Consider the following 26,392-nt stretch of genomic DNA (forward strand, 5'->3'; position numbering starts at 1 on the left):
AGGAGGGAAACATGAAAAAGCAACCCCAAATAACGGAGAAAACAAAACAAAAGTTTGTAGAAGTTTTTTGTGAGTTATATAGCCAAAAGCCGATTGAGAAAATTTCGATTCAGGAAATTTCGAATAAGTCAGGATATAACCGCAGCACCTTTTATCAATACTTTACTGACATTTACGAATTGTTAGACTCTGTTGAAAATGACCTATTGAATGAAATGAAAAAAGAATTGGCAAATAAAGAGCTATCGTTGGATACGGTTCAAGACACGCTCTATTGTCTGGATAAAAAAGAACATCTCCTGGTTCTTAATGCCCTTTTGGGTGATTATGGAAGTGCCCGTTTTTTAAAACGCTTAAAAAAAGAAATCACTTTGAATCAATTAGAATTAAACGTTCCGCAAAACCAATCCTTAACGCCATACTTCATTGAGTTTTACCTGACAACTGCCCTTTCTTTATTTCGTCTTTGGCTCCAGCGTCAAAAGGATTTATCGTCAGAAGAATTTTTCAAGTTAGTAGAGAACCTATATTCAAAAGGGATTACACCCTATTTTAAAGAATGAGTCTGTCATTCAAACCAAATCCCCATAAGGGTCCGCATTCTGGTTTAAGAATTATTCTTCGGTAAAGAAAATCGAGACCATTCAATTGGATAAAAAAAACCACTGATCTAGTTGACTAGATCAGTGGTTTTCTTTTTTTTTGTAGATTTTTTATATAATATATCCTCTTTCCAAAACTCCATAACAGAAGACAATAAATCCCTAAATGATCACATATAATGGAAGTTCGTTAAACGATATACTTTTATGTAAGCGTTAACATTTCGGTGCAGGAGGTGGCCCTTAGTCGTGTATGCTCGTATCATCACTCTTATGAATAATCTAAGACTCAGAACGAAGTTATTTCTATCATTTGGCTGTGTCGTTCTAATCCCGGTCTTAATTGTAGGGCTGTTCCTTACAAATGAACTACGGAATATGGCAATGGCTAATGCGCTTGAGCAGATTACAGCCAACGTGGATCGAGTGAAAAAACGGACTGGCGAAATGCTCAACATCCCGCTTGATATTGCTTATCGCCTATCGAATGATAGCCGGCTTGAAGAGGTTGCCAATCATCGTTATGAGTCTGTCTATGATGTTGTTGAAGCTTACTGGAACTATCCTGATTTCCGTGATTTTGTTCGACTATACAACGAAGTTTCCAGTATCCGCTTATATATCGATAATCCAACGGTTCTCAACAACTGGGAGTTTCTACAGACGAATGAGAGTGTTACGCAGGAACAATGGTACCAAACCGCACTAGCCCAAAGGGGACTGGTCTGCTGGAACTACATTCGAGACAACCGTAATGGACAATATTATTTAAGTCTAATCCGAAAGGTCAATTTTTTTAAGGCGAGAACCACCGGTGTGCTAGTCGTGAATGTGAATACCAAAAAGCTCAATGCGATCCTCAACCAAGAATCTTTTGAAACTCTTATTATGGATGAGAACGACAATATTGTCGCCTCAAATCGTGTAGATACACAAGATAAATCACTGTCGAATATTGACCTAGCAACCTTATCCGCTACAGGGCAAGGTCCCCACGATGTAACCATTGATGGTAAACCCTTCAAAATGGTGATCGATCACTGGCAACCTGGAGGAAGCTTGAATAGCCTGCGTATCATTTCCATTTTTTCTGTAGCAAGCATCGTCGATGAGCCCAACCGAATTATCTTTCTAGCTTCAATTGTAATTCTTTCGGCAATGATTATGGCTATTCTGTTGATTTACTATGTCTCGCGGCTACTCACCGGAAGGATGCTACATTTGAGCAAACATATTTCTAAGGTCGCTGCGGGAAATTTAGGAGCCACGCTTGTTATTGACGGTAAAGATGAAATCGGTCAGCTTGCCAGACAATTCAATCATATGGTTCGGAACATTAATGAACTAATGAGTGAGGTACAAGAATCCAATCGACAGAAAAATGCGACTCAGCTTAAGCAAAATGAAATTAAATTCAAGATGATGGCCAGCCAGATCAATCCTCACTTCCTCTTCAATGCCCTAGAATCAATCCGCATGAAAGCTCTTGTCAGAGGACAAGCGGATATTTCTCAAGTCGTTCGACTGCTGGGAAAAATGATGCGTAAAAACCTTGAGGTCGGCAATGGGATGATCAGTCTGCAAAGTGAGCTAGAAACCGTAAACAGTTACCTAGTCATCCAAAAATTCCGCTATGATGACAGACTCACTTATGAGCTACTTGTGGACCCAAAGGCGAATCCTTTTCAAATTCCCCCTTTAATTATTCAGCCCCTGGTAGAAAATTGTGTCATCCACGGATTGGAGAATCGAATTGAAGGCGGCATGGTCCGGGTGGAAATCCGCTTAGAAGACAGTTATCTAAAGGTTCAGGTATCTGACAATGGAGTGGGTATTTCAAAAACACGGATACAAGAAATTAGGAAGATGTTGAATAACAATGATGACTATGAAACTAATAATATTGGGATGCGCAATATTCATTTGCGGCTGCAGCTGACCTACGGTCCACAATTTGGGCTGACCTTAGCAAGTCAAATCGGATTCGGAACGCAAATCAGCTTTGCGATTCCATTAAGGAGTGATTCTTATGTATAGCGTGTTGATAGTGGATGATGAGCTGGCGCTCCGTGAAGGACTAGTTGCTCTGCTAGACTGGGAGAGTCTTGGATATCAAGTCATCGATTCCGCCGCAAATGCCATTGAGGCTAAACATAAATATGAACTTTACTCCCCTGATTTAATGATCGTAGATATTCGTATGCCCGGTAGAGATGGTCTAGAGCTTGTTGAAGAACTGAGAGCACTTGATCCGGAAATGCACATCATCATCCTCAGTGGCTATGCGGATTTTAACTATGCTAAGCGAGCGTTATCCTTTGGCATTGATACCTATTTGCTCAAGCCTGTAGATGAAGATGAACTACAGCTATACTTGGAGAATCTGTCCATTGAGCTGGATGCACGTATTACTGATCGTAAGAAACAGGCCGCAGTCAAAGTATGGAACCGGGAAATGCTAGTTCAATCCTTGTTAATGGATCGAAGTGCGCAGACTCCGTCAATAATGGATGCAATCATTCTTGAAGCAGAACTACTATGGGATTCCTATCAAGTGGTTCTGATTAGGCTGATACTTCAGGACAATGCGGATCATGGACCTTCAACAGTCGTAAAGGCGAGACTTGCAAAAAGCTTTGAAGAAAATGACTGGGGCATAGTATTCTTGCTAGATTCTTATTTGGGGGTTCTGCTTCAGCCCTCATTTCAGAAAGAACTTGTACATAAGTTAATGGTCCAGAATATACAGAAAGTAGTATCTGACCATGAACTTGAATGTATCATCACCGCAGGTGATATGGTGAACTCTCTGGAGGATATCTCTGTCTCCCACCTATCGGCGCTGGCAAGGATGAAAGAGCATTTCTTCTATGACGAGACGGGGATGATTGGACCGGATTCCATGAAAATAAAGAATGGGCTGACAGTTAGTTCAGAGGAAATAGAGAACAGGCTGGAGTCCGTTCTAGAACGGATGTTTTTTTGTATGGATACCGGCAATTGCTCGTTACTCTTCACCCTGATTCAAGAAGCTGGAGAACTTATGATTACTGCCGATTATTCCGAGATGGCCGTGAAATCGCGTTATGTGCGTATCGTCTCTTATCTACTTAACAAACTCTCGTTTCAATATAAGGAGCTGAGTCCTATGCACAGCAACATGGATGAGCAAATTGAACAAATCTATAAACATACCTCTCTGCCTCAATTGCAGCGCTATGCCTCCACTCTTCTTGAGTATTATGCAAAAGGCATTACCCGCGACGATATGGAGGTCTTCCTAAAGCGGATGCTGGATCTCATCCATCGACATTATAATAAGAATCTTAAGCTCGACACACTAGCGGATGTATTTAGTTATAGTAGCGCTTATCTAGGGAAGCTTTTTAAGAACAGCACGGGGTATTCTTTTAACAGCTATCTAGATAATGTCCGCATGGAGAAGGCTAAGGAACTGCTTACTCAAGGCTACAAAATCCATCAGGTTGCAAACGAAGTGGGCATCAGTGATGTAGATTATTTTCGTGAAAAATTCAAGAAGCATGAAGGTGTCTCTCCCTCCGACTACCGCAGAAAGAATTAAAAGAGACTCAACATTTTTCAGAAAACGCTTACGAAAATAACAGATATACCCCTGTTTTTTATATAAAATATTCGGGTGTTTCTTTCACTTTCTGTAGATTATGATTATGGCATATCGAAGGAGGGACATAAATGAAAGCGATTACCTCAAAAGATCAACTGGAGCTGAAGAAGCCTGTTTCACGCTTTTGGCCAACTTTTATACAGCAGAAATACCTCTATATGATGGCCTTCCCATTTGTGCTCTGGGCATTTGTATTTAATTATTTGCCTTTATGGGGCTGGACGATGGCTTTTCAGAAATACAAACCCGGAAAATCCTTTTTCGATCAAAAATGGGTCGGCTTACAGTACTTCAGAGAGCTTTTTCAAGATGATCAATTCTTTAATGCACTTCGTAATACCCTCGCTATGAGCATCATGGGCTTGTTGGCTGGATTCATTATTCCCATCATTTTTGCTATCCTTCTGAACGAGCTACGGCTTCAGTTTCTGAAACGGTTTGTACAGACAGTCTCCTATCTCCCCCACTTCGTATCTTGGGTAGTTGCTGCCGGAATTATTACCAAGATGCTCTCTACCGATAACGGTGCGGTAAACGACCTGCTGCTAAGTCTTCATCTAATTAGTGAACCTATACAATTCATGGCTAAAGGTCATTTATTCTGGGGGATCGTCACAGCTTCTGATGTTTGGAAGGAAACCGGGTGGAACACAATCATTTACCTTGCAGCTATCTCAGGTATAGGTCCAGAGCTTTATGAAGCAGCAAGAGTAGACGGTGCAAGTCGCCTGCAGCAAGTACGAAACATTACACTTCCAGGTATTCAGACAACCATCATTATTCTGCTCATTATTTCCATCGGACATTTAATTAGCATTGGGTTCGAGAAGCAGTTCCTGCTTGGCAATAACCTGGTGCGCGACTACTCACAGACGCTGGATCTCTACGCATTGAACTACGGGCTTGGCATGGGCCGCTTCTCCTTCGGTACAGCCATTAATATCTTCAATTCTGTGGTAAGTGTGATTCTGCTGTTTGTCGCCAACGGGATATTCAAAAAAATAACAAAAGAAAGCATCATATAGGAGGCCCTTATGCTAAGTAAAAAACTGGCCGCCGTGTCATGGTCGGACCGCATCTTCGATCTGGTAGTCTATATTGCGGTCACTGTAGTAACCATAGTTACGCTATATCCTTTTCTGAATGTGTTGGCAATTTCCTTTAACGACTCCACAGACAGCATTAAGGGTGGAATTACGATATATCCACGCGTCTTCACTATTAAGAACTATGAGACGATCTTTGCCTATTCCGGACTGATGACCGGACTCAAAATCTCTATATTACGTACGGTGATTGGCACGATTCTTGGGTTGGTCAGTGCCTCCATGTTAGCTTTCACTCTGAGTCGGGTAGACTTCCAAGCCCGAAAGTTCGTCTCTACATTTCTCGCGCTTACGATGTATGTCTCAGGTGGTCTCATCCCTGGCTACATCCTGATTAAAGATCTTCATATGATAGGAACCTTTAGCGTGTATGTCCTCCCCGGTCTAGTCAGCGCATTTAATGTATTTGTCATCCGTTCCTTTATCGATGGCTTGCCCTATGCACTGCAGGAATCCGCTAAGTTGGACGGTGCTAATGACTTCACGATTTATTGGCGGGTTATTCTTCCGCTGACCAAACCTGCGCTGGCAACCATCGCTCTCTTCCTCGCCGTTGGCCAATGGAATTCATGGCTTGATACTTATCTTTACAATGGTTCCAAGGATGCGTTGACTACTCTCCAGTTCGAGCTAATGAAGGTCATACAGAGTACGACAACTAATGCGGACAATTTCCGAGGTCGCAATATGACAGAGGTTATGGCACAAATTTCTCCGGAATCAGTCAAAATGGCAATCACGATTGTAGTCACTGTGCCTATTCTAATCGTCTATCCGTTTTTGCAGCGCTACTTTGTTAAAGGTATGACTTTGGGTTCAGTAAAGAGTTAGTACGCTAATGGTATAAGCAGGCTCAGCCTGTATACGCAATACATTTTTTGACCAGAAAAAGGGAGGGTTTCTATTCATGACAAGAAATACAGTAAAATCGCATGTGATGTTGATGGTCTTGACTTTACTAATTAGTGTGCTGGCAGGTTGTAGCGGATCAAGCAACAAAACGGCTGATAACAACGTAGGAACTAAACCAACGAATGAAGTTAGTGCCACTGCTGAGGCTACCGCGGAAGCAACTGCACAAGCCGAAGATTTAAGCCCGCTTACACTCTCCTTCTTCGCTGAAGATCCAAATCCGAACTGGAACAATATGAAAGATGACATCAGTAAAGTGATTACAGAGAAAACAGGCGTCACACTCGATGCGGAATTTGCGGTAGGTGATCCACAACAAAAAATCGCCTTAATCGCTGCTGGTGGTGATTATCCGGATATCATCTCTGCCAAAGCTGATATCGGTAAACTTGTAGATGCTGGAGCAGTCATCGATTTAACGGAGTTAATCGACAAGTATGCACCAAATATTAAACGTGTGCTTGGTGACAACCTTGCCCGGGCAAAATACACGAATGAAGACCAATCGATTTATGCCATTCCTACCTGGGCAGCGGTTGATGAGAAGAAATTCGTGGCTGGCGGTGGATTTGAGCTTCAACATCGCGTCTTGAAGGAAGCCGGATACCCTGAAATCAGAACAGTCACCGATTATGAGAATGTAATTAAAGCCTATCTTGAGAAACATCCAACTGATGAGAACGGCAACAAGAACATCGGAGTCTCCCTGAACGCGGATGATTGGCATATGTACATTTCCGTCACTAACCCTGCTGTTGCAACGACAGGCGGTTCGGATGACGGGGAATATTACGTAGATCAACAGACACATGAGGCGATCTACCACTTTCGCCGTCCGGAGGAGAAAGAGTATTTCCGCTGGCTGAATCATATGAATGATATCGGATTGCTAGATAAAGAGAGTTTCGTGCAAAAGTATGACCAGTACAAAGCTAAAGTAGCCACAGGACGTGTGCTTGGCTTGATTGATCAAGATTGGGATTATAATGATGCTCAACAAGCGTTGAAAACGGCAGGAAAGTTCGATCAAACTTATGGTCATTATCCGGTAACATTAACGAAAGAATACAAGGAAACTAGCTTCTGGCCTACCGGCTTCATGGGTGGTTATGGCATCTCGATCTCCAGCACAAATCCGGATCCGATTCGTACAATTAAGTTCCTGGATTTTCTCGCTTCTGACGAAGGACAAATCTTGAATAACTGGGGAATTGAAGGTAAGCATTACGTGGTAGAGAACGGCAAACGGATCGTTCCGACAGATGTACAAGATCGCATCAACAATGACAACACAGCCTTCACCAAGGAAACAGGAATCGGCTTCTACTGGAATATGATGGTTCATTACGGAGACGGCGCTAAGGATGCAAGTGGAAATTATTATACTAAAAACTTCCCGGAACAACTTGTACTTGGGTATAGCGATGTTGAGAAAGAAACTTTAGCTGCCTACAAGGCAACCACTTGGAAGGATCTATTCCCGAAAGAAGAAGAATTCACTGAAAAGGCCTATGGTGCAGCATGGAATATCGCGATTCCAGGTGAAGATGAGGTCACCATTTTAGGTAACAAAATGAGAGATATTACATGGAAACGTATTCCGGAAGCCATTCTTGCCAAACCAGCAGATTTCGATAAAATCTGGGCTGACTACATGGCAGCTCTGGAGAAAGCCGGAGTAGAAAAAATGGAAAAAGGCTACACCAAATATGTGCAGGATCGTGTTGCCTTATGGAGCGCTAAATAATAACACTTTGAGCCGAGCGTATATCCGCTCGGCTCTTTACGTTTTGCACTGCTCAATTCTCCAGAATAAATCACCTCCAAGAATGGCATTATAAGGTAGACGGTGGGTCCGGTTTATTTAGGAGGATGAGGAAAATCAAAACAAATATTACGTTTATTCAATCCATCATGATTATTATGCTGAGTACAGGCCTTCTAAATCATGTCATTATCATCCCCATCCTATTGGACGCGGCAAAGCGTGACGCCTGGATCTCAGTGCTGCTTGCTGGGGCATGTGCGCTAGTTTGGATCTTTATCCTGCACATTAGTACTACCAAAATCAAAAAACAGCATCTTTTCGCTTGGCTGGCTAAAGCTTACCCTCCTATCGTGAGCCGTATTCTTGCGGTAGTCGCTAGTGTATATTTGTTTGTCTTATGCATGATTACAACTAGAGACACTGTATACTGGGTGCATCTGACCTTCTCACCAGAGACACCTATACTGGTCCTTACGTTCGTATTACTTTTGATTTCTGTGATAAATGCTTATTTAGGTATTCACTCCCTCGCGAATACCGCTGCAATTTTGCTGCCTTTTGTTATTATATTGGGTTTTTTTATAATGTTCTCTAATACAACTCATAAAGATTATTCCTTATTAAGACCGATGCTTGAGCACGGTATGCAGCCCGTTTGGAAAGGGAGCGTGTACGTAGGAGCAGGTTTTGTTGAGGTCATCATGCTTTTCTTTATGCAACATCACATCAAATCGCGATTGTCATATCTATCGTTTATGATCATGATCCTGCTTATCTTAGGTCTAACCATGGGTCCGATAATTGGTGCAATTGTTGAATTTGGTCCGGATGAGGCTGATAAACTCAGATTTCCCGCGTATGAAGAATGGAGATTGCTGACGATTGGAAGATACATTGAGCATCTTGATTTTTTTAGCGTTTATCAATGGTTCAGTGGTGCTTTTCTGAGAATTTCTCTAACTATGTTTCTAATTCTCGATATACTCCAAATTCAAAGCAAAAAAGTGAAAATGTTGGTTCTTGGAAGCATATCTTTTGCTATTGTAGTGTTCACAGCCATTCCATTTAGTGACCAATTTTTTCTGAGTATGTTAGCTCACTATGTACTTCCCTTTTCTTTATGGGGGGTACTCGCTTTTTCTGTAATTATTGCAGGGCTGATTAGCTTGGCTCAACGAAAGGGGAAAGCAACATCATGAAAGAGCCTGAGCAAAAGGAATCCAATACGTTCGAGGATGTGTTCACACGAGTATTTGGTTCAAGTTCAGACATTAAGAGACTAACTATCTCTTTGTCTGACTCGGACAATGCCGTTCAACTGGTGTATTGCCAGGGGTTGTGCGATGAAATCAAAGTGGAAGAATATATCATCCCGGAATTAAAAAAGATCCCGGAATCTATTCTCACATCGAATGAACTCGATCTTATGCAAAAAGTTCCGTTTCACATGACCCCCCTTCCATCAAAAGAGATTAATGCTTCAATGATTGATACTGTGCTTAATGGTGATCTTTTCCTTCTTTTTACGCCATCGAATCAATACTATGTTGTGAAATTGGCTGATCCACCTAAACGGCAACCTGAAGAACCCAATACAGAAGTGTCCACAAGAGGGCCTAAGGATGGTTTTACGGAAGAATCATTTACCAATATTGCCCTTATTCGAAAAAGGCTTAAGACCGAATTATTGGCTGTTGAACAATTCAGTATTGGAATCCAAACCGCGACTGAAGTTCATCTTTTATATCTCAAGGAGACGATTAAACCTCATGTACTAGATGAGATCAAGTCAAAACTAACCGGCATTCAAATCCAGGGATTGGTAAGTAGCACCCAGCTTGAAGAAAGTCTGACTGGATTTTCGTTTTTTCCATTATTCGCATATACGGGCAGACCTGACTATGCTGCGAATTCACTGCTTCATGGCAAATTTGTGCTCTTGACGAATGGTTCGCCTACTGTGATTATAGCGCCAGTGAGCTTTAGCTTCTTGTTGAATACTTCGGAAGATGCACATATGGTAAACATCTTTGTTGCTTTTACTAGGTTATTAAGAGTCCTAGGGGTTATGCTTTCCCTGTTTTTGCCGGGCTTTTGGATCGCGCTTACTACGTTTCATCAAGATCAAATCCCCTTTACGCTGCTTGCAACGTTAGTAAATTCGAGACAAGGCGTGCCTCTTCCGGCTCCCTTAGAGGCGATTGTGATGCTCATTTTATTTGAGATTTTTCGGGAAGCAGGTATGAGATTACCCACTGCTTATGGCCAGACCTTATCGGTTGTTGGAGGTTTAATTATCGGTCAGGCAGCCATAAGCGCCGGCATTGCAGGTCCAGGTACGATTGTAGTAATAGCCATTTCAGTATTGGCTACCTTTACATTGGTGAACCAGTCATTAGTTAGCGTTGTTAGCTTGCTTCGAATTGCTATTCTCATCATTAGCGGGTTTCTGGGGTTGTTTGGTACGATGACCTGTCTGCTTGCACTGATCCTCTTTATGGTAAATTTACGTTCTTTCGGCACCTACTACCTTTCCCCTCTATCCCCGCCTCACTGGAAGGATTTTTATAAAGTTATTTTCAGAATGCCGTGGGGAAAGGGAAAGTTCACGGACAATACGGGAAATAAAGGACGAGATCGATCATGAAATTGATCCGGTGCATGCTTGTTACTGCTCTTCTCTCCATGCTGCTTACAGGCTGTTGGGGATCAAAAGAAATTGAGCATATGATCTATGTGAATACATTAGGCGTCGATTATGTAGATAACAAAGTCGTTGTTTATATTCAAATGGTTAACTTTAGTGGCATTGCGAAAAAAGAGGCCGGGCAGAGCCAAGAACAAAAAACTTTCATAGGGAAAGCAGAAGGAGATTCGTTTGATGCGGCAATATTTAATTTATATGCCACTAGTCCACAAAGAATTATCTGGAGTAATGTGAAAACAATCGTATTTAGTGAAGCAGCGCTAAAGAAGGGTAGCGTCATCAATCAAGTATTGGACGTTTGGGATCGATATTATGAATTTCGATATACCGTTTGGACCATGGCAACCAACGAACCCATGGAAGATGTGCTGAATACCCCGTCGATCGCCGATCTGTCAGTGATCTACTCGCAGCTTAACAGTCCCATGCGAACCTATGAACAGAGCTCGGTTATCGCTCCGTTGTATCTGTACAAGTTTATATGGAAATGGAGAGAGAAAGCCGAAACGGTTCGATTACCTTTTCTTGAAATTGCGCCAGACTGGACCAGTAATAAGAAACCTTCCCCTAACATTAGCATGTCAGGGATCTGCTTTCTGCAAAATGAGCAATTTCGTGGTTGCCTGAAGTCTAAAGAGATATTAGGGGTTCGATGGCTGGAAAAAAAGACGCAACGAACGCCTCTGATAATCAAAGATGACAAAAAAGTACTTGCTGTGATCGTCATGAACAAACTTAAATTCTCTATTCAACCCAAGATGAAGCATGACAAACCTGTCTTCGATATTAAAGTGTCTATGCAGGGCACTCTTCCGGAATTGAGCGCAAACCTTAATCGAAAAGATATTGAACTGAAAGCGATAAAAGTAATTGAAGATCAGATTAGGGAAACTTACTTGAAAGGTTTAGAAATAAATGCCGATGTATATGGACTTTCAGGCATATTCTATCGTAATCTTTCAAAAGAGTGGAACAAACTGAATGATAAAGGAATCTTACCGCTCGATTCAAGCAGCATCGAAAAAATTGATATCAAGGTGAATCTGACCAGTGGTGGGATATCTAAGATTGAGTAAACTCAGATGAAATGATCAACTAAAGGCTGAAGAACAACTTTTAATTACTAAAAGTTGTTCTTCAGCCTTTTTATTTGAAATGATTAAACGACAGGTTTCGCACGCACAGTATAATTCTTCCTGTATACGTAAATTTCTTCTCAATAGTTATGATTAGTGCCTTTACACCGCTCCCTCAGAAGGAGGAATTCATAGTCACAACGAATAAACAGTATATCAAATTATTTCCAAACTATCGGGAGGGCTAATATGCTGGATGTAAAGGATATTTTACTGCAATTATTGTTTGCCCTAACCCCTTTTGTCCTTTATACCATTTACTATCGTGACAAAGCCGTTAACTATTCAAAACAATTTATCACGATCACCTGCATGATATGTCTTTTTATGTCGATGACCTTTCCTGCTAGTATACAAGATGGAATCATATTCGACATTCGTTACGTGATCATGTTTTTCGGAATGGTGTATGGAGGCATAACTACTGGAGTTTTTCTTATCGTTGAGTTTCTAGTATACCGCCTCCTTATAGGTGGACAGGGACTATTTTCAGCGATAATTATTCTCTCCATCACTTTCTCCTTATCCGCATTGTTATCCAATCTATACCGTCGTCGTTCCGAGTACCGAAAGCTTATTACACTCATTGCAGGGATATGCTTTTCCATTATTCCAATAGGTACTATGTTTGCAACGGAATACCAATACACGATACAGCATTTAAAGTTCAATATCCTCGTTATGCCAGTACAAAATTTCCTCGGAATTTGGATATTGATTTCCCTTTTTAATAAAGCAGTTTCTGATAAGGAATTATATCTCAGGTATCTTCAAAGTGAAAAATCGGAAACGATTGCTCATGTCGCAGCCTCTCTAGCCCATGAAGTCCGTAATCCACTTACAGCGGTTATGGGATTTTTAAAATTAATGAAAGATGATTCGATCACAAGAGAAAAGAGTCAGAAATATATTGAAATTTGCCTTGAAGAGATTAAGCGGACAGAAGTTATTCTTTCTGAATATTTATCGATAGCCAAACCCAATCATTCAATAGTAGAGAAAATTGAACTTGTGCAGCAAATCTGCTCAATTGTAGATATCATAACGCCGTACGCCAATATGAATAACGTTACTTTGGAGATGCACCCCTTGGAGGATAAACTATATGTATCTGCAAATCCTACTGAAATCAAACAACTATTCATAAATTTCATCAAAAACGCGATAGAAGCTTGCACTGTTCATTCAACAGGTATTGTGAGCATCCGTATCGAGCGTCAATCCCAATTCGCAAAAATAATAATAATTGATAATGGGGTTGGTATGAGCAGCGAGCAGATGGATCGACTGGGAAGCATTTATTTTTCAACTAAAAGCAAGGGTACCGGATTGGGACTTACGCTTTCTTATCAACTGATCCGTTCGATGAACGGTGATGTAAATGTACGAAGTAAATCAGGAGAAGGAACTGAATTTATTCTCTCGATTCCATTAACTTACTGAGTACATAGATGCTCCAACGCAACAAAAAAACTCGGCTCAAACTTATCGTTTGAACCGAGCCTATTTAATATTACTTAATTCATAAACTTCAAATATTGCAAAAGCTGTTTAATCATCAACGCTGCCTCAGCACGTGTTGCTGCGTCTTGCGGTGCAAATGTTGTTTCTGTTTTCCCTTTGATTAATCCTTTCTCTGCCGCTTCTGTTACCGCTTCGCTAGCATAATCAGAGATTTGGTCCTGATCGGCAAATGATGTGCGCAATTGAGCTTCTGATCTATGATCTCCTTGAACGAGCTGAACAGCGTTCATGATCATCACGACCATTTGCTCTCTTGTAATAATTGTATCCGGGCTGAATTTCCCTTCGCCTATGCCTTGAACCAACCCGAGTTTCGCAGCTATATTCACGTCCTCCGCATACCACGCCGTGGCACTAACGTCTGCAAATACATTCGATAATGACTCCGTAGTTAACCCTATTCCTCTTACCAACAATGCCGCAAATTGTGCACGTGTAACTTGGCCTGCTGGCGCAAACGTCCGATCCGTCATTCCATTAATGATCAGCTTGGAGGCTAAGGTCTCAACATCCTTTTGCGCCCAATGTCCAACCATATCATCGAATGTTTTCTTGTTCTGAACGATGGTGTATATGCCATTTAGTTGACCGAATATTGAGACTTCAGTCTTGCCGTTCTTCATAGTGAACACCGATGGCACGAATCGCAATTGTCCTGTAAGCGGATCGATCATAACTGCGGTTGCAGTCGAAGGATCTTGAATGACACCATTCATATACATAACGCGCGTCACAAAAGAATTCCCCAGATGTTGGATCTCCTCTTCTTTATCATTCGATTTAAGAATGACTTTGAATGCGATGATGTCACTTATCCGCTTAAAGCCTTTTTCTAATTTAGAGTGTTCGAACTTTTGATCCTGCTGTGAAGTCAAATTATCGATTCGAATGACTAAGGTAGCACCCTCAGCTTTAGCAGCCTTCTCCACATTCTCACGATTCAGAATGGAAAGCGGAAGGTCATAAGAACCCAAATGACTTCGTAAGGTGAAAATAGTTTCGCTACTTCCTTTCATACTGTTGTACAGAATTGGAAGAGGGAACTCTACAGCGTTCAAGTCATGCTCTCCTGGAATTTCAAAATGAAGAACCGAACGATCCTTAGCTGCCATGAGATCAGCTAATTTCTGTGCCAATCGCTTGCTATCAATGACCGCCGTCACCGACGTGTGGCCGTCTTGCGTTGAGATCCGTAGTTCCGTTTCTTTCAGTTCATAGCGATTCGGATTTTCTTTGACTTGTGGCGTAGTTGTGTTTCCACTGCTGTTGTTAGTATTACTATTATCGTTACCGTTGCCATTTCCGTTTTCATTACCAGATTGATTGCTTTGTCCTGTAATGGTTATGGATTTTTCTCCAATTACTCCGGAGCCGTCATTTGCAGTTACAACCACTTTTACGATGCCATCCTTAGCAGCTGTCAGCAAACCATGAACATCAATGGTCGCTTTATCTGTAGCTGTTCGGCTATCAGCTTCGAATACAGCCCATGTTACCGACTTATTCGTAGCATTATCAGGCAGCACGATAGCGCCTAATTGCAGGCTTCCGTTCTTAGCAGTAATCGTAGACACATTACCCACACTAGTGATGTCAATCGTTCCAACATACACTGTTTCAGTACCAGGATCGATAATGTCCGTTTGACCACTTATGGTTATAACCATGTCTCCTTGGACACCAGAACCATCAACTGCTGTAGCTACCACCTTCACAGTCCCGTCTTTCACAGCTGTGAGCAAACCGGATACATCAATGGTTGCGATATCCGTTTCTGTTATACCATCCACTTCGTATACAGCCCATGTTACTGACTTATTCGTAGCATTAGCAGGTAGCACGGTAGCACTTAGTTTCAAAGTTCCATTCTTAGCAGTAATCGCGGACGCATTTCCTGAGCTTGTGATGTTAATCGTTTCAACATTCACAGGATCAGTGCCTGGATCGATAATGTCCGTTTGACCACTTATGGTAATATCCATTTCATCATGAACACCAGAGCCATCCGTTGCTGTGGCGACCACCTTCACGGTTCCATCTTTCACAGCCGTCAGCAAACCGAAGAGATCAATGTTCGCTTTGTCCGTTGCTGTTGTGCCATCTTCTTCATACACAGCCCATGTTACCGACTTATTAGCATGGGTAGGAAGTACGGTAGCGCCTAATTGGAGCGTTCCGTTCTTAGTCGTAATCACTGATGATTCACTTGTAATCGTGATCGATTGCACCATCTCATGATTGTTGATACTCTCCTCCATCGCTTGCAACGCAGCAGTTAAGTCATTCGCCGCTTGCTGCAATTGCTGCTGCGTAACAGATAAGCTGTCGCGTACTTTCTTCGCTTGATCAATGGCTTTTTGCAATGTTTGTTTTGAACCTTCTGGATACTGGCCATCTTCAGTCCCTTCAATAGCATTGTCGTGCATGCTTTGTGCACTCATGATAAGCACTTCAAGGTCTTGATAGTCTATATCCATTTCATTCTTCACGATGTTAAGCTCTGCCGCGGAAGCCAATCCACCATGACCATCGATAGCAGTAAGTCTTAGGTATCTACTAGCGACCGGAGTGAATTCTGCGTTTTTCTCAGTGCTGTCATCATCCCAGCGTCCGCTAGTAACCGGTGTGAAGTTGACTCCATCCAAGCTTGTTAATAACTCATAAGAAGTAATATTTCCGTTTTGTGCCCCATTTTGCCTTGGCAAATACTTTAATTTCGAAATGACGTGTGTATTCCCAAGATTAAGGGTGATCGACTGTGGAAGCGGATTAGACAAATCCCACTTCGTATGCCAGATTGTCGCCGGGTTCCCATCGATGGCTTGCGAAGCATCATTATTATCACCACTTGTCTCTTCACTCGTTGCCGTAGCCGTCATTTGCGATTGCGGGATCAACGACGTATCAATCGGAACTGCGCCGTACACGTCAAATTCCCAAAAACTTGCCCAACCATCGGACATATCCGTCACATGAATTCGTACATACCTTGCGTGCGTATTGAAATAGTCGAACTGCACTTGCTGTAAGCTTGACTTTTCTACTACGGAAGCCCAGTTTACATCGTCTTCTGAAACCTCGATTTGATATCCATACTTTTTATTATCCATTTCCCACTTCACTCGAGTACCCGATAAATCGTAAATCCCCCCTAAATCTACCTTGTACCAATGTCCGACATCTCCGTCGGCCGCGCTCCAACGAGTCGTTTCATTCCCATCGTTACCAGCCGCTTCTGGGTTGTTGCTTTGATAGCTGTCTGCGGTAGCGGGCTTATTAAGCGCAACGTTCTGAGGATCACTAAAGACTTGAATTTCCTTGATCGCTGGTTTCTCTTTTCCACTGCCCCCTGCTAGTGAATCTACGGATACCCGTACATATCTAACCCCAGTTGCCGTATAGTTGTCTGGTCTCATATCTTGACCTGAGGCCGAGCGGCCCGCCATTTGTAACCATTCTTTACCGTTGGAGGAAACCTCTATTCTATAGGTGTAATAGATGTTATCCCTTCCCCAAAGGATTTTGCTGCCTGTTAAATTGTAGGAGGCACCTAGGTCCACTTGCCACCATCCAGGGGCATTGCTACTAGCCTCCCACCATGTGGCATTGATTCCGTCGTTTGCATGGATAGGCTCATTGCCAGTTACCGAACTGCTTGCGCTGACGGATTTATTCAATGCGACATTTACCAACTCTGGGCGCTGAGTCGCCTGATTTTGTAACGGAGCTACGCCAAACACTTTTAACTCGTTGAAACTAGCCTGACCGGTTTGCACACCCGTTAACGTTACGCGTACATACCGAGCATTAGCAACAAGCTTATCCCTCTGCTGTGCTGTTGCTATCGTATTTTTGGTTTTATCCAAAATGGTCGTCCAGTTCCCCTGATCTTCGGATACATCAATTTTGTACTGATTATAGGAGCTACTATTCGCCCAAACGATTTCAGATCCCGTAATGTTATAGGCTTCTCCTAAATCTACTTCCCACCATTGATCTGAATTGCTGTTTGTAGCTGTCCATCCAGTAGTGTCATCTCCATCATTTCCGTTCGTTCCTGGATTTTCGCTTTGCTCGCTGCTTGTTCTAACGGTTTTGTTTAAGGCAACATTCTCACCTTCAAACCAGTTGTCTCCTCCATCACTTCCACCGGAAACAAACATACTTTGATTTGGAACACTGGTAATTTCAGCACTTCCCGACAGCAATCCGCTCGCTGAGGCCGTTAATTTTAAAGTGCCATCCACAAGAGAAGATTTCACAAGCGCAGCGGCAACGCCACCTTCCACGGCAACCGGATTGGCAAAGGTTCGTGTCTCACCATTTCCGATGAGCCCTCCTGGGCCACTCAAGTTTAAAGAAACTGAAACATCATTTGTCGGAACTATATTGTTGTTAGCGTCCCGCACCGTAATATAAGCCATTACCAGATCGGAGCCGTCTGCAACAAGTTCCTTCCCCTTCTTATCGTACTCAACCGCCAAATGATCCGCCTGTCCCGGCGTATTCACGGTATGAGAAGCGACGACCTCACCGTCAATCAGTCCATCAGCCCGCAACGTACCTGCTGACCAAGGAACATTGTTGAAAGTAAATGTCGGATGGGCGACATACTTTAATCCGCTGTCAGGACTACGGGTATCAATCAGTTTATTATTCAAATAAAGTTTAATTTGCTGCGTATTACTAGTTACTGTAACATTCCTAGATGAAGATGGTGTCCAATAATTAGCGATATAAACCATCGGTCCAGAGTCGATACCACTTAGCTTCACATCAGGATTACGCTGACTTTGGAAGAAATAATAATTAAATTTCGGATAACGATCCAGATCCACTAGGCCTGAATATGCCGGGTCAGAATCCATACCCCGGTTGTTGTCGCTAAAGCTCCAAACTGAATGTCCGGCTATACGTGGATTGGCATTGAGGCCCGCCCAGTCGAAGTATCCTTCACCATTTAGCGCCTTTTGACGCATGATGATGGAGTTGAGCATGTCGGTTTCGCCCACTTTGCGGACTGATCGATATCCCGTAGGACTTGTTGCGCTTTCCGACCAATCATCTCCCCATTCCCTCGTAAAGAGTGGTTTGAATGCTGTATCTAATTCTTTGTAGTTCACATCATAAACTTCTTTTCCGAAGAATCCGTATTCTGCAGATGTGTATGTCTGATCTCCTGGATATTCTTCATGGGTAGCATTATGAGCGTTTTGTGCATACTCCAGCGAGTAGAACGTTTCATTCAAGCTGGATTCCCACATAATAATACTCGGATGGTTTCGATCACGGCGTACCATATCCCGTATGGCTTGATAAGAACGCTCTTGGAAGACAGAATCTCCGAAGAACTGCCAGCCTGGCGTTGGGGCGATGACAGTCAATCCAAGCTCGTCTGCCGCATCCAGGAACGCAGGATCCTGTGGATAATGACCCGTACGCACATTATTGAAACCGCCTTCTCGAAGCTGCATAGCGTCTCTGTACTGTCCAGAGTTAGGCATTGCATTACCGACATACAAATACTCTTGGTGGCGATTTGCGCCATTTAACATTAATTTTTCACCATTGATAAGAAAACCTTGATCAGGTGTAAATTGAATGTGACGAATCCCGATACGGGTCTTATAGCTATCAACATAAGCAGCTCCATCATTCACAGCGGTATACACCGTATACAGATTAGGATGGTCAGGATGCCAAAGCTGTGGTTTGGATATCGTCGTCGATTGGACAAATGTATGATCGCTTCCCGCTCCTATTTTCTGTGGATCACTCACCATTGTGGCAACCACTTGATTATTGCTGTCTACAATCGTGGTTTTTACACTGGTGTTCTTAGCGCTCGTGTATTCATTGATGATATTTGTCTTCACCTGCACCGTCGCTTCCTCTTTGCTCACCTCTGGGTAAGTAACAAAGATGCCACCGTCCGCCACCTTATTTGCGTATATAGCATCGGAAACGTGTAAATTGTCCATGACATGCAGTTTAACATCTCGATAAAGTCCGCCGAAATATTGAAAGTCCAAACCGCTTTGCGGCTTGCCAGGTGGCGTTTGTGGGTCATCTCTGTTATCAAGCTTGACTGTAATGACGTTCGTTGCCCCCTCTAATTGAACATATTTCGTGATGTCGAATGTAAACGGGGTGTAGCCTCCGTGATGGACACCTAGATAAGTGCCGTTTATCCACACTTCAGCGTTGATCATCGCACCTTCGAATTCTATAAATAGCTTCTTGCCGCTGTAAGAATTGTCGAGTGTGAAATGTCTTCGATACGTTGCAAAGCCTTGGTAACTTTGATTAGAGCCGCCGCTAATCTTTGGCTCCAGACGCACGCTATGAGGCAGATTGACTCCCTCCCAGGTGCTATCGTCAAAACTTGCCACTTGGGCTCCGCTTACATCTTCACGTTTGAATAACCAACCCGTGTTGAAATTTAATTCCTCACGGTTCGTTGGATCAGTTGACGGGTTCTCATCATTTTGACCAGAGATGATAATAATTTTTTCACCGAAGAGAGAAGAATCATTCGTCGCCGTTGCAACAACTTTTACATTTCCATCCTTCGCAGCCGTCAACACACCAGCTGGATTGATTACCGCTTTATTTGTTGCAGTGCCATCCACTTCAAAGACACTCCAAATCACTGGCTGATCAACCGGGAGTACGACTGCCCCTAAAGAAAGACTTCCGCCTTTAACGTTAATCCGGTTAGTTGTGCTTGTGATGGTGATAGATTTGGCATTCGAATCATTAATTTTGAGCGATTCAAAGGTTTGTAGCGCGGTATTCAAGGTATCGTAAGCCTTTTGTAACTGCTGTGATGTGATTGAAGTGCTATTAATGACTTGTTGTGCTGTTTTAATGGCCGCCTGTAGCGTTTGTTTCGAACCAGCCGGATATTGCCCTATGCTGCTTCCTTCAACGGCGCCATCATGCTTGCTTTGTGCATTCGCTATAAGCTTAACTAATTCCTGATACCCTACGTCACTAGCATCTTTGCTAACATAGAGCTCTGCCACAGATGCATAGCCTCCATGACCTGCAGTAGCAGTAAGCTTCAGGTATCTGCTTGTAATCGGAGCGAATGTTGCAATTTTCTCATTGCTGTCATCACTCCAGCTTCCGCTTGTAAACCGTGTAAATGATATTCCGTCCAAGCTTGTTAATAGCTCATAAGATGTAATATTTCCGTTTTGTGCCCCATTTTGTCTTGGCAAGTACTTTAGTTTAGATACCATTCTTGGTTTCCCAAGATCTAAAGTTATCGATTGTGGCAACTCCGCAATAGGTTCCCATTCTGTATGCCAGATGGTTGAGGGATCTCCGTCAATGGCATTCCCCGCTTCTTCTCCGCTGTGATGACTGGTAGCTTTCGCTGTCATTTCACTTTGCGGAATCTCAGTTGCTTCTGAACCGTCAGGTGTATAATCATTCGTTCGCGTAACAACAAATCCTTGAGCTCCATCCACGGAGTCCGTGCCAGGAATCATGCGATTGAAGTTGATTTTTTTATCAACATCGCTTTCTTTAAAGCTGTTTCCCGCTATGGTAACATCCTTGGATGCATCCAAAGCAAGGTCAAAACCACCCTGATTCGCGGTATTGTTCGTAAACGTAAAGCCGTCTACACTCTTTGCATAAATCTCAGAGTTGCCGTCCGTTTTATTAAACTGGTTACCGTCAATCACGATATGACTGTGTACAGTCTTATCGGGATTCGTCAGAGAGGTGCTCGGCTCAACGCTAATCACCGCATTCCCGTTATTATTAAACGTATTGTTGTGGATCAAGACATCCTTCACCATGCCAGATTCGTACCAGCTACTCGCATCATCAGCGATCAGAATCGCACTCATCTGCATACCATTAAAGGTGTTATTCTCGATACGAACAGGACCACGCGTTGTCACGAGGATGCCTCTGGTCGGAATCGTTTCAAACTTTGAATTTGTAATGGTAACCTTCGGTGTCCATGTAGCATTTTCCACCACATAGTCATTCTCAGTTATCGACGAAGGTACCGTTTTATCTAGCGTAAGGAGAATTTGAGTATCATTAATACGTGTCACGTCGGTGACCACAGCACTTTCCTTAGAAAGTAAAGTAGATTTATTGATGTACTCCATCGTATCTCCGACGGTAAATGCATCAAAGCCCCAGCTCTCCGGATGCATAAATTGGACCTTCACCTGATTGGATGCCGGAATCTGTACAATCTGCAGATGTGTACCATGAATATTAATGGCATCATCTTGTGCTCCAGCAAAATAGGAGTTCGACACCTGAATATCGCCTTTGCTTCCCGAAACTTGTAGGAAATCCGCCATCGATGCGTTTGTCCGTCCACTTCCTGCCTTAGGCGCAAAGCTCATCTTATCGATCGCTACATTCTCACTATATTGACTGACAATTCCAAGCCCCGGAGCAGCATAGAAATTGACATCCGACCAAACAATATCTTTGCTTCGATAAATCAATGCGCCTTGTTCTCTTCTAGCTGTATCCCGTAGCTGAAAAGTGTTTCCTACCGTCACATTCGGGCTTTTAGAGAAATTGAATTGCACCTCACGTTTACCGAGATCCTTCGCGCTTGTTGAGCTGTCGAGAGGATTAGCCACTCTCCAAGTTTGTTTAGTGACGGGATTATACTCTTGCACAACTCGTACATTTTGAGTTCCATTCTCTGTCCAGTTCTCTTCTCCGAACCATACTAATTGATTATTCTGAATAGAGTACCATGAGTCCTGATGTATGCTCGCTTTCATGTAGTTATCGCCTACTTCAGTAACGGTCATCTCCGAAACTACTGGACGGTTAAAATCAATGTTAATTCCATTCACCTTGATATTTGTCGCATGGTCAAATGCAATAGGCGTCATCACACCATGGAACAACAAGGTTGAGCTATTCCCACGAATGGTAAGATCATCGATATCTTTGAATAGAAGACCTACCTTTCGAGTGCTGCTTGGCGTCTGTTGGATAGTTGATGTATTTGAAATGAAATATTGCACTTTATTCGCGGTTGATGCTTTAAAGTGATAAGTATCCGTCGGAAAGTCTAGAATAACAGGCTTTTGCGCCTTCTTAACAGCCTCAATTGCTGCTCTAACCGCATCCCCTGCGTCTTCCCCTTTATAATTCAAAGTTATCACACTATAGTTAACCCCATTAATTGTTTCTTTCGTTTGTTTATAATAATCTTCGGATTTATTCACGCCCTTAACTACACGAGACTGAATATCCGCACGGTCGACTGAAATAAATGTGTTAATTGCATTGGCATTCTTCTGATCTGTCACCCGGATTTTGAGCACATGCTCCTGATTCAACATCTCCGAGCTTTCAAAAAGCAGTTGTTGATCTAAACGCGAAGAGGCGTAAGTATCAACCAGTTGTTCAGGACCATCGTCGATGGAAAACGCAACCATCCCCTGATTATCGTTCTTAGCTCCATACAATTGCACCTTTGAGCCAGTAAAACGCAAAAGTGCGTATGAACCCGCCTTGTTAGAGTAGTGGTTGTCACGACTGAATGCCCCACCTTCGGAAGTAGTATAGTCCCAACCTGAACTGTATACAAACTGATCACTTCCTGATCCAGTTGCATTGTCGTTCACGGTTCTATCTAACGAAAATACAAACTTCTGATTATTTCCTGTTCCGGCTTTATTTTGCACGAATTGTTCACCGTTTGATAAACGGTTATCGGGCATTTCAATGACTTTGCCACTAGCCCGGTTTTTCAATTGAAAGTAACCATCACCTACATCTACGACAGACCATTCATCTTTGTAGTTCGTATCACCGATGAAAGTGGCTTGAATAATTCCCGCACCATCTGCTGTTGAAGCATTCTCTACAGCCAATGCTTTTGAACTGCTCATTGAAATTATTTTGTAATAGCCTGGATCTGTCTTCATAAACATCCATTGCTGATTCCAGCCTGAACCTGCAGTCCACTGTATGATTGCGGCCCCGTCTGCTTTTGAATCTTCATTTACGTCCATACGAAGATTGCTGTGTTGAACCGTTAGATTGAACTTCTGCTGATCATATAAATCTCTTACAGGATCTATTTTCAATAATTGCTCATCTGAATCTGTTATTGAAGTTTGGATCAGCTGTGCCCCATTCTCTGTGTTGCCTGATGCCGTAAGTGCTTTATCGCTATTGCGATTAACCAACTGATAATAACCGTTCCCTTTATCTACGAGTAGCCATTCATCATTATATGATTTGTCTGATGTATAGGTTTGCTGTACGAGCTTCGCACCATCATCCTTTGACGAATCTAATACGGCAATCACTTTTTTACTCGTGTTATTAGTAATTTTGTAGTAGCCATCACTTACACTTTCTAAATACCACTGCTGACTGCTAGATAACGATTCTGGCATTTGAATAACTGCTGCTTGCTCTTGCTCCGATGCCCCTTCAATGTCCAGTAAATGACCGCTGTTCTTCATTGTCATCTTATACATTTGTCCGTCTTGAAGAGGAATTGAAATAATCGAGTAAACGTCTCCAACTTGTGTGTCGAAGGAAATTTGATTGTTATTATCTATAGAATAGTTTACCTTCTGTCCAGCCTGATTCAGGACACTTGCACCTGCTATGTTTGGATAGGCAATCACTGCACGATTACCTTTATTCGATTTGACGCTGATATTTGAAGCTCTTGAATGGTTCCAATTCACACTGACCTCAAATCCCCCGCGGGCAACCAAGCCTGAATAACTTCCTTTCGGCCATGAAGCTGGGAGCGCTGGCAAAACATCAATATTGTCCAAATGACTTTGTAGCAGCATTTCAGACATGCCGGACGTAGCTCCGAAATTGCCATCGATTTGGAATGGCGGATGCATATCGAATAAGTTGTTTAATGTACTTCCAGTAAGCTGACCCTCTAGAATCGTATGTGCATGTGTGCCATCTTGCGCACGAGCCCACATGTTAATTTTGTTAGCTTTGCTCCACCCTGTACCCTCGTCTCCGCGATGCTGTAATGACACTCTGGCAGCTTCCATAAGCTCAGGTGTATTTTTGTTAATTTGCTTGCCTGGATATAAGGCAACTAGTTGGGACAAATGCCGATGCTTGTTATTCGGATCGTCGATGTCCTCTTTCCATTCTTGAATTTGACCGTACTTTCCTATTTTGATTGGAGACACCTGATTTAATTTACTTTGTACTTCCGCACGAAAATCGGAATCGACAGCTAATGTTGTACTTGCCTCCAAGTAGTTAGTAAATAAATCTTGTACAAGCTGTTGATCATAGGCACATCCTGTACTGATCGTACCTTGCTCTGGTGAGTAACATGGTGTGGATACCAATGTCCCATCCGTATCTTCTACTAAATACTGGGTCCAAAATCGCGTCGTTTCCTTCAATATTGGATAAACACGTGACTTTAGTAGATCGACATCTCCGGAAAATTTATAACTCTCCCAAATGTTATTTGAGATAAAAGCATTGGATGCTGGTGACCAGCCCCAATCAAAATTCCAACCCGGCGCAGTATATCCGAACGGATTGTTTGCCACTCCAATCGACCACGCATTAGTAATGCCATAATATTTTTCGGAAGAAATACGCCCCGGAGTACGCAGCGAATCTATGTAATCGATCAGTGGTGTCATTGTCTCCGAGAGATTCGTTACCATCGCTGGCCAATAGTTCATTTGAATATTGATATTAAAATGATGGTCGCTGCTCCAAGGCGCTCTATTAGAATTATTCCACACGCCCTGTAAGTTGGCCGGTAGTGAACCGGGACGAGAAGATGAAATCAACAAATATCGGCCATATTGATAAAATAAAACCTCAAGCGCTTTACTTTTCGTTCCTGCATAGGTGGCTAAGAGCTCGTCTGTCGGAATCGTAGGCTTAGACTCTCCCAAGTCTAATTTCACACGATCAAATAATGACTTATAATCTTTCTTATGATTCTCAAGTAATGTTTCGTAAGATTTACTCTCAGCGGCATCCAATATCGCCACTTCCTCATTATGCGGATCAGTGCCTCTATAATTAGGATAGCTGTTGGCATAGTTGGTGCCTAATGATGTAAGGATGGTTAATGAATCTACATTCGCTGCATGGATCTTTCCGTTACCTGATGTTATATTTCCACCTTGATTTAGGACGCGGAAGTTACCTTCATATAGCATATTGTTGTCTAGTACATTACCCCTAATATTAATGTTGTTGCCATTCGCCGTGACGGTCCCTCCCTGAGCACTTGTCGGGCGTACATCCAAGGACAGCTTACCCGGCTGATTGGCTGTCAGGCGAGTAACCATTACTTTATCTGGATAACTGACAAAGTATTCTCGTGTATACTCTACTCCATCCAGCGTGTATTTAACTCGAGATATCGCGTCTTCAAGATCAAGCTCCCGGCGATAATTCTCTACATTGGTTGTTGAGGACTTCTCAAAGTCCAGGTACAAGTCACCAAAGGTTAGATAACTTCCTAAGCCTTCATTCAAGCCTGTAAGATTCTCATCCGATTCTTTGTGAGCACCATCGATATCCCCCGCGCGGAGTTTAGCTCGGACACTCTCTAAATGATCTGCACCACCCTCGCGATTACCGAATGTATACGGGTTAGAAGTTGTTGGTTCATCCGTGGAAGGCCAAGTATATACAAAAGAAGAACCTGGACCACCAGACCACAACGTTTTTTCATTTAACTGAATGCGTTCTTGCTCGATGCCACCGAAGATCATCCCTCCCATAAGGCCATTGCCAATTGGAAGCGCATCAGTTTCCCAATTTATCGCCGGTTGTCGGTACCATAGGGACAATTTATTCTCCGGAGCATCAGACATTCTATTGATTGCGCTTACAGGTTCTGCTTTAGCTATGGGAACTGATATAGGATTCTGAATAATTAAGCTCAATGATAAAGCGCTTACAGTCAAATGTTTAGCTAAAGGTTTGATTTTAATCAAGATCATTCACTCCTCCTTAT

The 26,392-nt window shown here is 42.7% G+C and carries 11 protein-coding genes; 10 read left to right on the forward strand and 1 reads right to left on the reverse strand.

The genetic code is table 11. From position 1 onward, the window contains the following. The first annotated feature begins 11 nt into the window (after positions 1 to 11). From ACFWMP_RS00110 to ACFWMP_RS00155, 10 genes are all read left to right on the forward strand, one after another. On the forward strand, positions 12 to 563 hold the full coding sequence (locus ACFWMP_RS00110; protein ID WP_339248192.1) for a TetR/AcrR family transcriptional regulator: 552 nt from the start codon (positions 12 to 14) through the stop codon (positions 561 to 563). 288 nt (positions 564 to 851) lie between these two features. Then, positions 852 to 2,639 (forward strand): cache domain-containing sensor histidine kinase, encoded by a 1,788-nt coding sequence (locus ACFWMP_RS00115; protein WP_076301134.1) that lies wholly within the window; start codon positions 852 to 854, stop codon positions 2,637 to 2,639. Further along, on the forward strand, positions 2,632 to 4,185 hold the full coding sequence (locus tag ACFWMP_RS00120; RefSeq protein ID WP_379421619.1) for a response regulator transcription factor: 1,554 nt from the start codon (positions 2,632 to 2,634) through the stop codon (positions 4,183 to 4,185). Before ACFWMP_RS00115 ends, ACFWMP_RS00120 begins: the two co-directional genes overlap by 8 nt. Positions 4,186 to 4,316: 131 nt before the next feature. Beyond that, positions 4,317 to 5,273 carry an ABC transporter permease gene (locus ACFWMP_RS00125; RefSeq protein ID WP_339248186.1) on the forward strand — a complete coding sequence of 319 codons (957 nt, stop codon included), beginning with the start codon at positions 4,317 to 4,319 and terminating at the stop codon, positions 5,271 to 5,273. A 9-nt stretch (positions 5,274 to 5,282) separates the two neighbouring features. Continuing rightward, complete coding sequence (locus ACFWMP_RS00130; protein ID WP_042188188.1) at positions 5,283 to 6,185, forward strand: carbohydrate ABC transporter permease; 903 nt, start codon at positions 5,283 to 5,285, stop codon at positions 6,183 to 6,185. 76 nt (positions 6,186 to 6,261) lie between these two features. Further along, positions 6,262 to 8,013 carry an ABC transporter substrate-binding protein gene (locus ACFWMP_RS00135; protein WP_379421620.1) on the forward strand — a complete coding sequence of 584 codons (1,752 nt, stop codon included), beginning with the start codon at positions 6,262 to 6,264 and terminating at the stop codon, positions 8,011 to 8,013. 125 nt (positions 8,014 to 8,138) lie between these two features. Continuing rightward, a complete protein-coding gene (locus tag ACFWMP_RS00140) occupies positions 8,139 to 9,233 on the forward strand; it encodes a GerAB/ArcD/ProY family transporter (protein WP_042188184.1) in 1,095 nt (364 codons plus the stop codon). After that, entirely contained in the window at positions 9,230 to 10,681 is a 1,452-nt protein-coding gene (locus ACFWMP_RS00145; protein ID WP_042188182.1) for a spore germination protein, read from the forward strand. The genes ACFWMP_RS00140 and ACFWMP_RS00145 overlap by 4 nt, the downstream gene beginning before the upstream one ends. After that, on the forward strand, positions 10,678 to 11,817 hold the full coding sequence (locus ACFWMP_RS00150; protein ID WP_379421621.1) for a Ger(x)C family spore germination protein: 1,140 nt from the start codon (positions 10,678 to 10,680) through the stop codon (positions 11,815 to 11,817). The genes ACFWMP_RS00145 and ACFWMP_RS00150 overlap by 4 nt, the downstream gene beginning before the upstream one ends. Before the next feature lie 249 nt (positions 11,818 to 12,066). Continuing rightward, positions 12,067 to 13,320, forward strand: coding sequence for an ATP-binding protein (locus ACFWMP_RS00155; RefSeq protein WP_379421622.1), 1,254 nt, complete (start codon positions 12,067 to 12,069; stop codon positions 13,318 to 13,320). Between the two features lie 74 nt (positions 13,321 to 13,394). Here the strand turns inward: ACFWMP_RS00155 and ACFWMP_RS00160 are convergent, their stop codons facing one another. Then, the gene (locus ACFWMP_RS00160) at positions 13,395 to 26,378 is read right to left on the reverse strand and encodes a glycosyl hydrolase family 95 catalytic domain-containing protein (protein WP_379421623.1); all 12,984 of its coding nucleotides are present in this window, start codon (positions 26,376 to 26,378) and stop codon (positions 13,395 to 13,397) included. Between the last annotated feature and the right edge of the window lie 14 nt (positions 26,379 to 26,392).

The sequence above is a fragment of the Paenibacillus sp. NPDC058367 genome, from assembly GCF_042723305.1.
Classification (GTDB): Bacteria; Bacillota; Bacilli; order Paenibacillales; family Paenibacillaceae; genus Paenibacillus_AQ.

Excerpts from the sequence above, each read along its gene's own strand:
- ACFWMP_RS00110 (WP_339248192.1), top strand. The coding sequence starts at position 12 with ATGAAAAAGCAACCCCAAATAACGGAGAAAACAAAACAAAAGTTTGTA.
- ACFWMP_RS00120 (WP_379421619.1), top strand. The coding sequence starts at position 2,632 with ATGTATAGCGTGTTGATAGTGGATGATGAGCTGGCGCTCCGTGAAGGA.
- ACFWMP_RS00125 (WP_339248186.1), top strand. The coding sequence starts at position 4,317 with ATGAAAGCGATTACCTCAAAAGATCAACTGGAGCTGAAGAAGCCTGTT.
- ACFWMP_RS00130 (WP_042188188.1), top strand. The coding sequence starts at position 5,283 with ATGCTAAGTAAAAAACTGGCCGCCGTGTCATGGTCGGACCGCATCTTC.
- ACFWMP_RS00135 (WP_379421620.1), top strand. The coding sequence starts at position 6,262 with ATGACAAGAAATACAGTAAAATCGCATGTGATGTTGATGGTCTTGACT.
- ACFWMP_RS00140 (WP_042188184.1), top strand. The coding sequence starts at position 8,139 with ATGAGGAAAATCAAAACAAATATTACGTTTATTCAATCCATCATGATT.
- ACFWMP_RS00145 (WP_042188182.1), top strand. The coding sequence starts at position 9,230 with ATGAAAGAGCCTGAGCAAAAGGAATCCAATACGTTCGAGGATGTGTTC.
- ACFWMP_RS00150 (WP_379421621.1), top strand. The coding sequence starts at position 10,678 with ATGAAATTGATCCGGTGCATGCTTGTTACTGCTCTTCTCTCCATGCTG.
- ACFWMP_RS00155 (WP_379421622.1), top strand. The coding sequence starts at position 12,067 with ATGCTGGATGTAAAGGATATTTTACTGCAATTATTGTTTGCCCTAACC.
- ACFWMP_RS00160 (WP_379421623.1), bottom strand. The coding sequence starts at position 26,378 with ATGATCTTGATTAAAATCAAACCTTTAGCTAAACATTTGACTGTAAGC.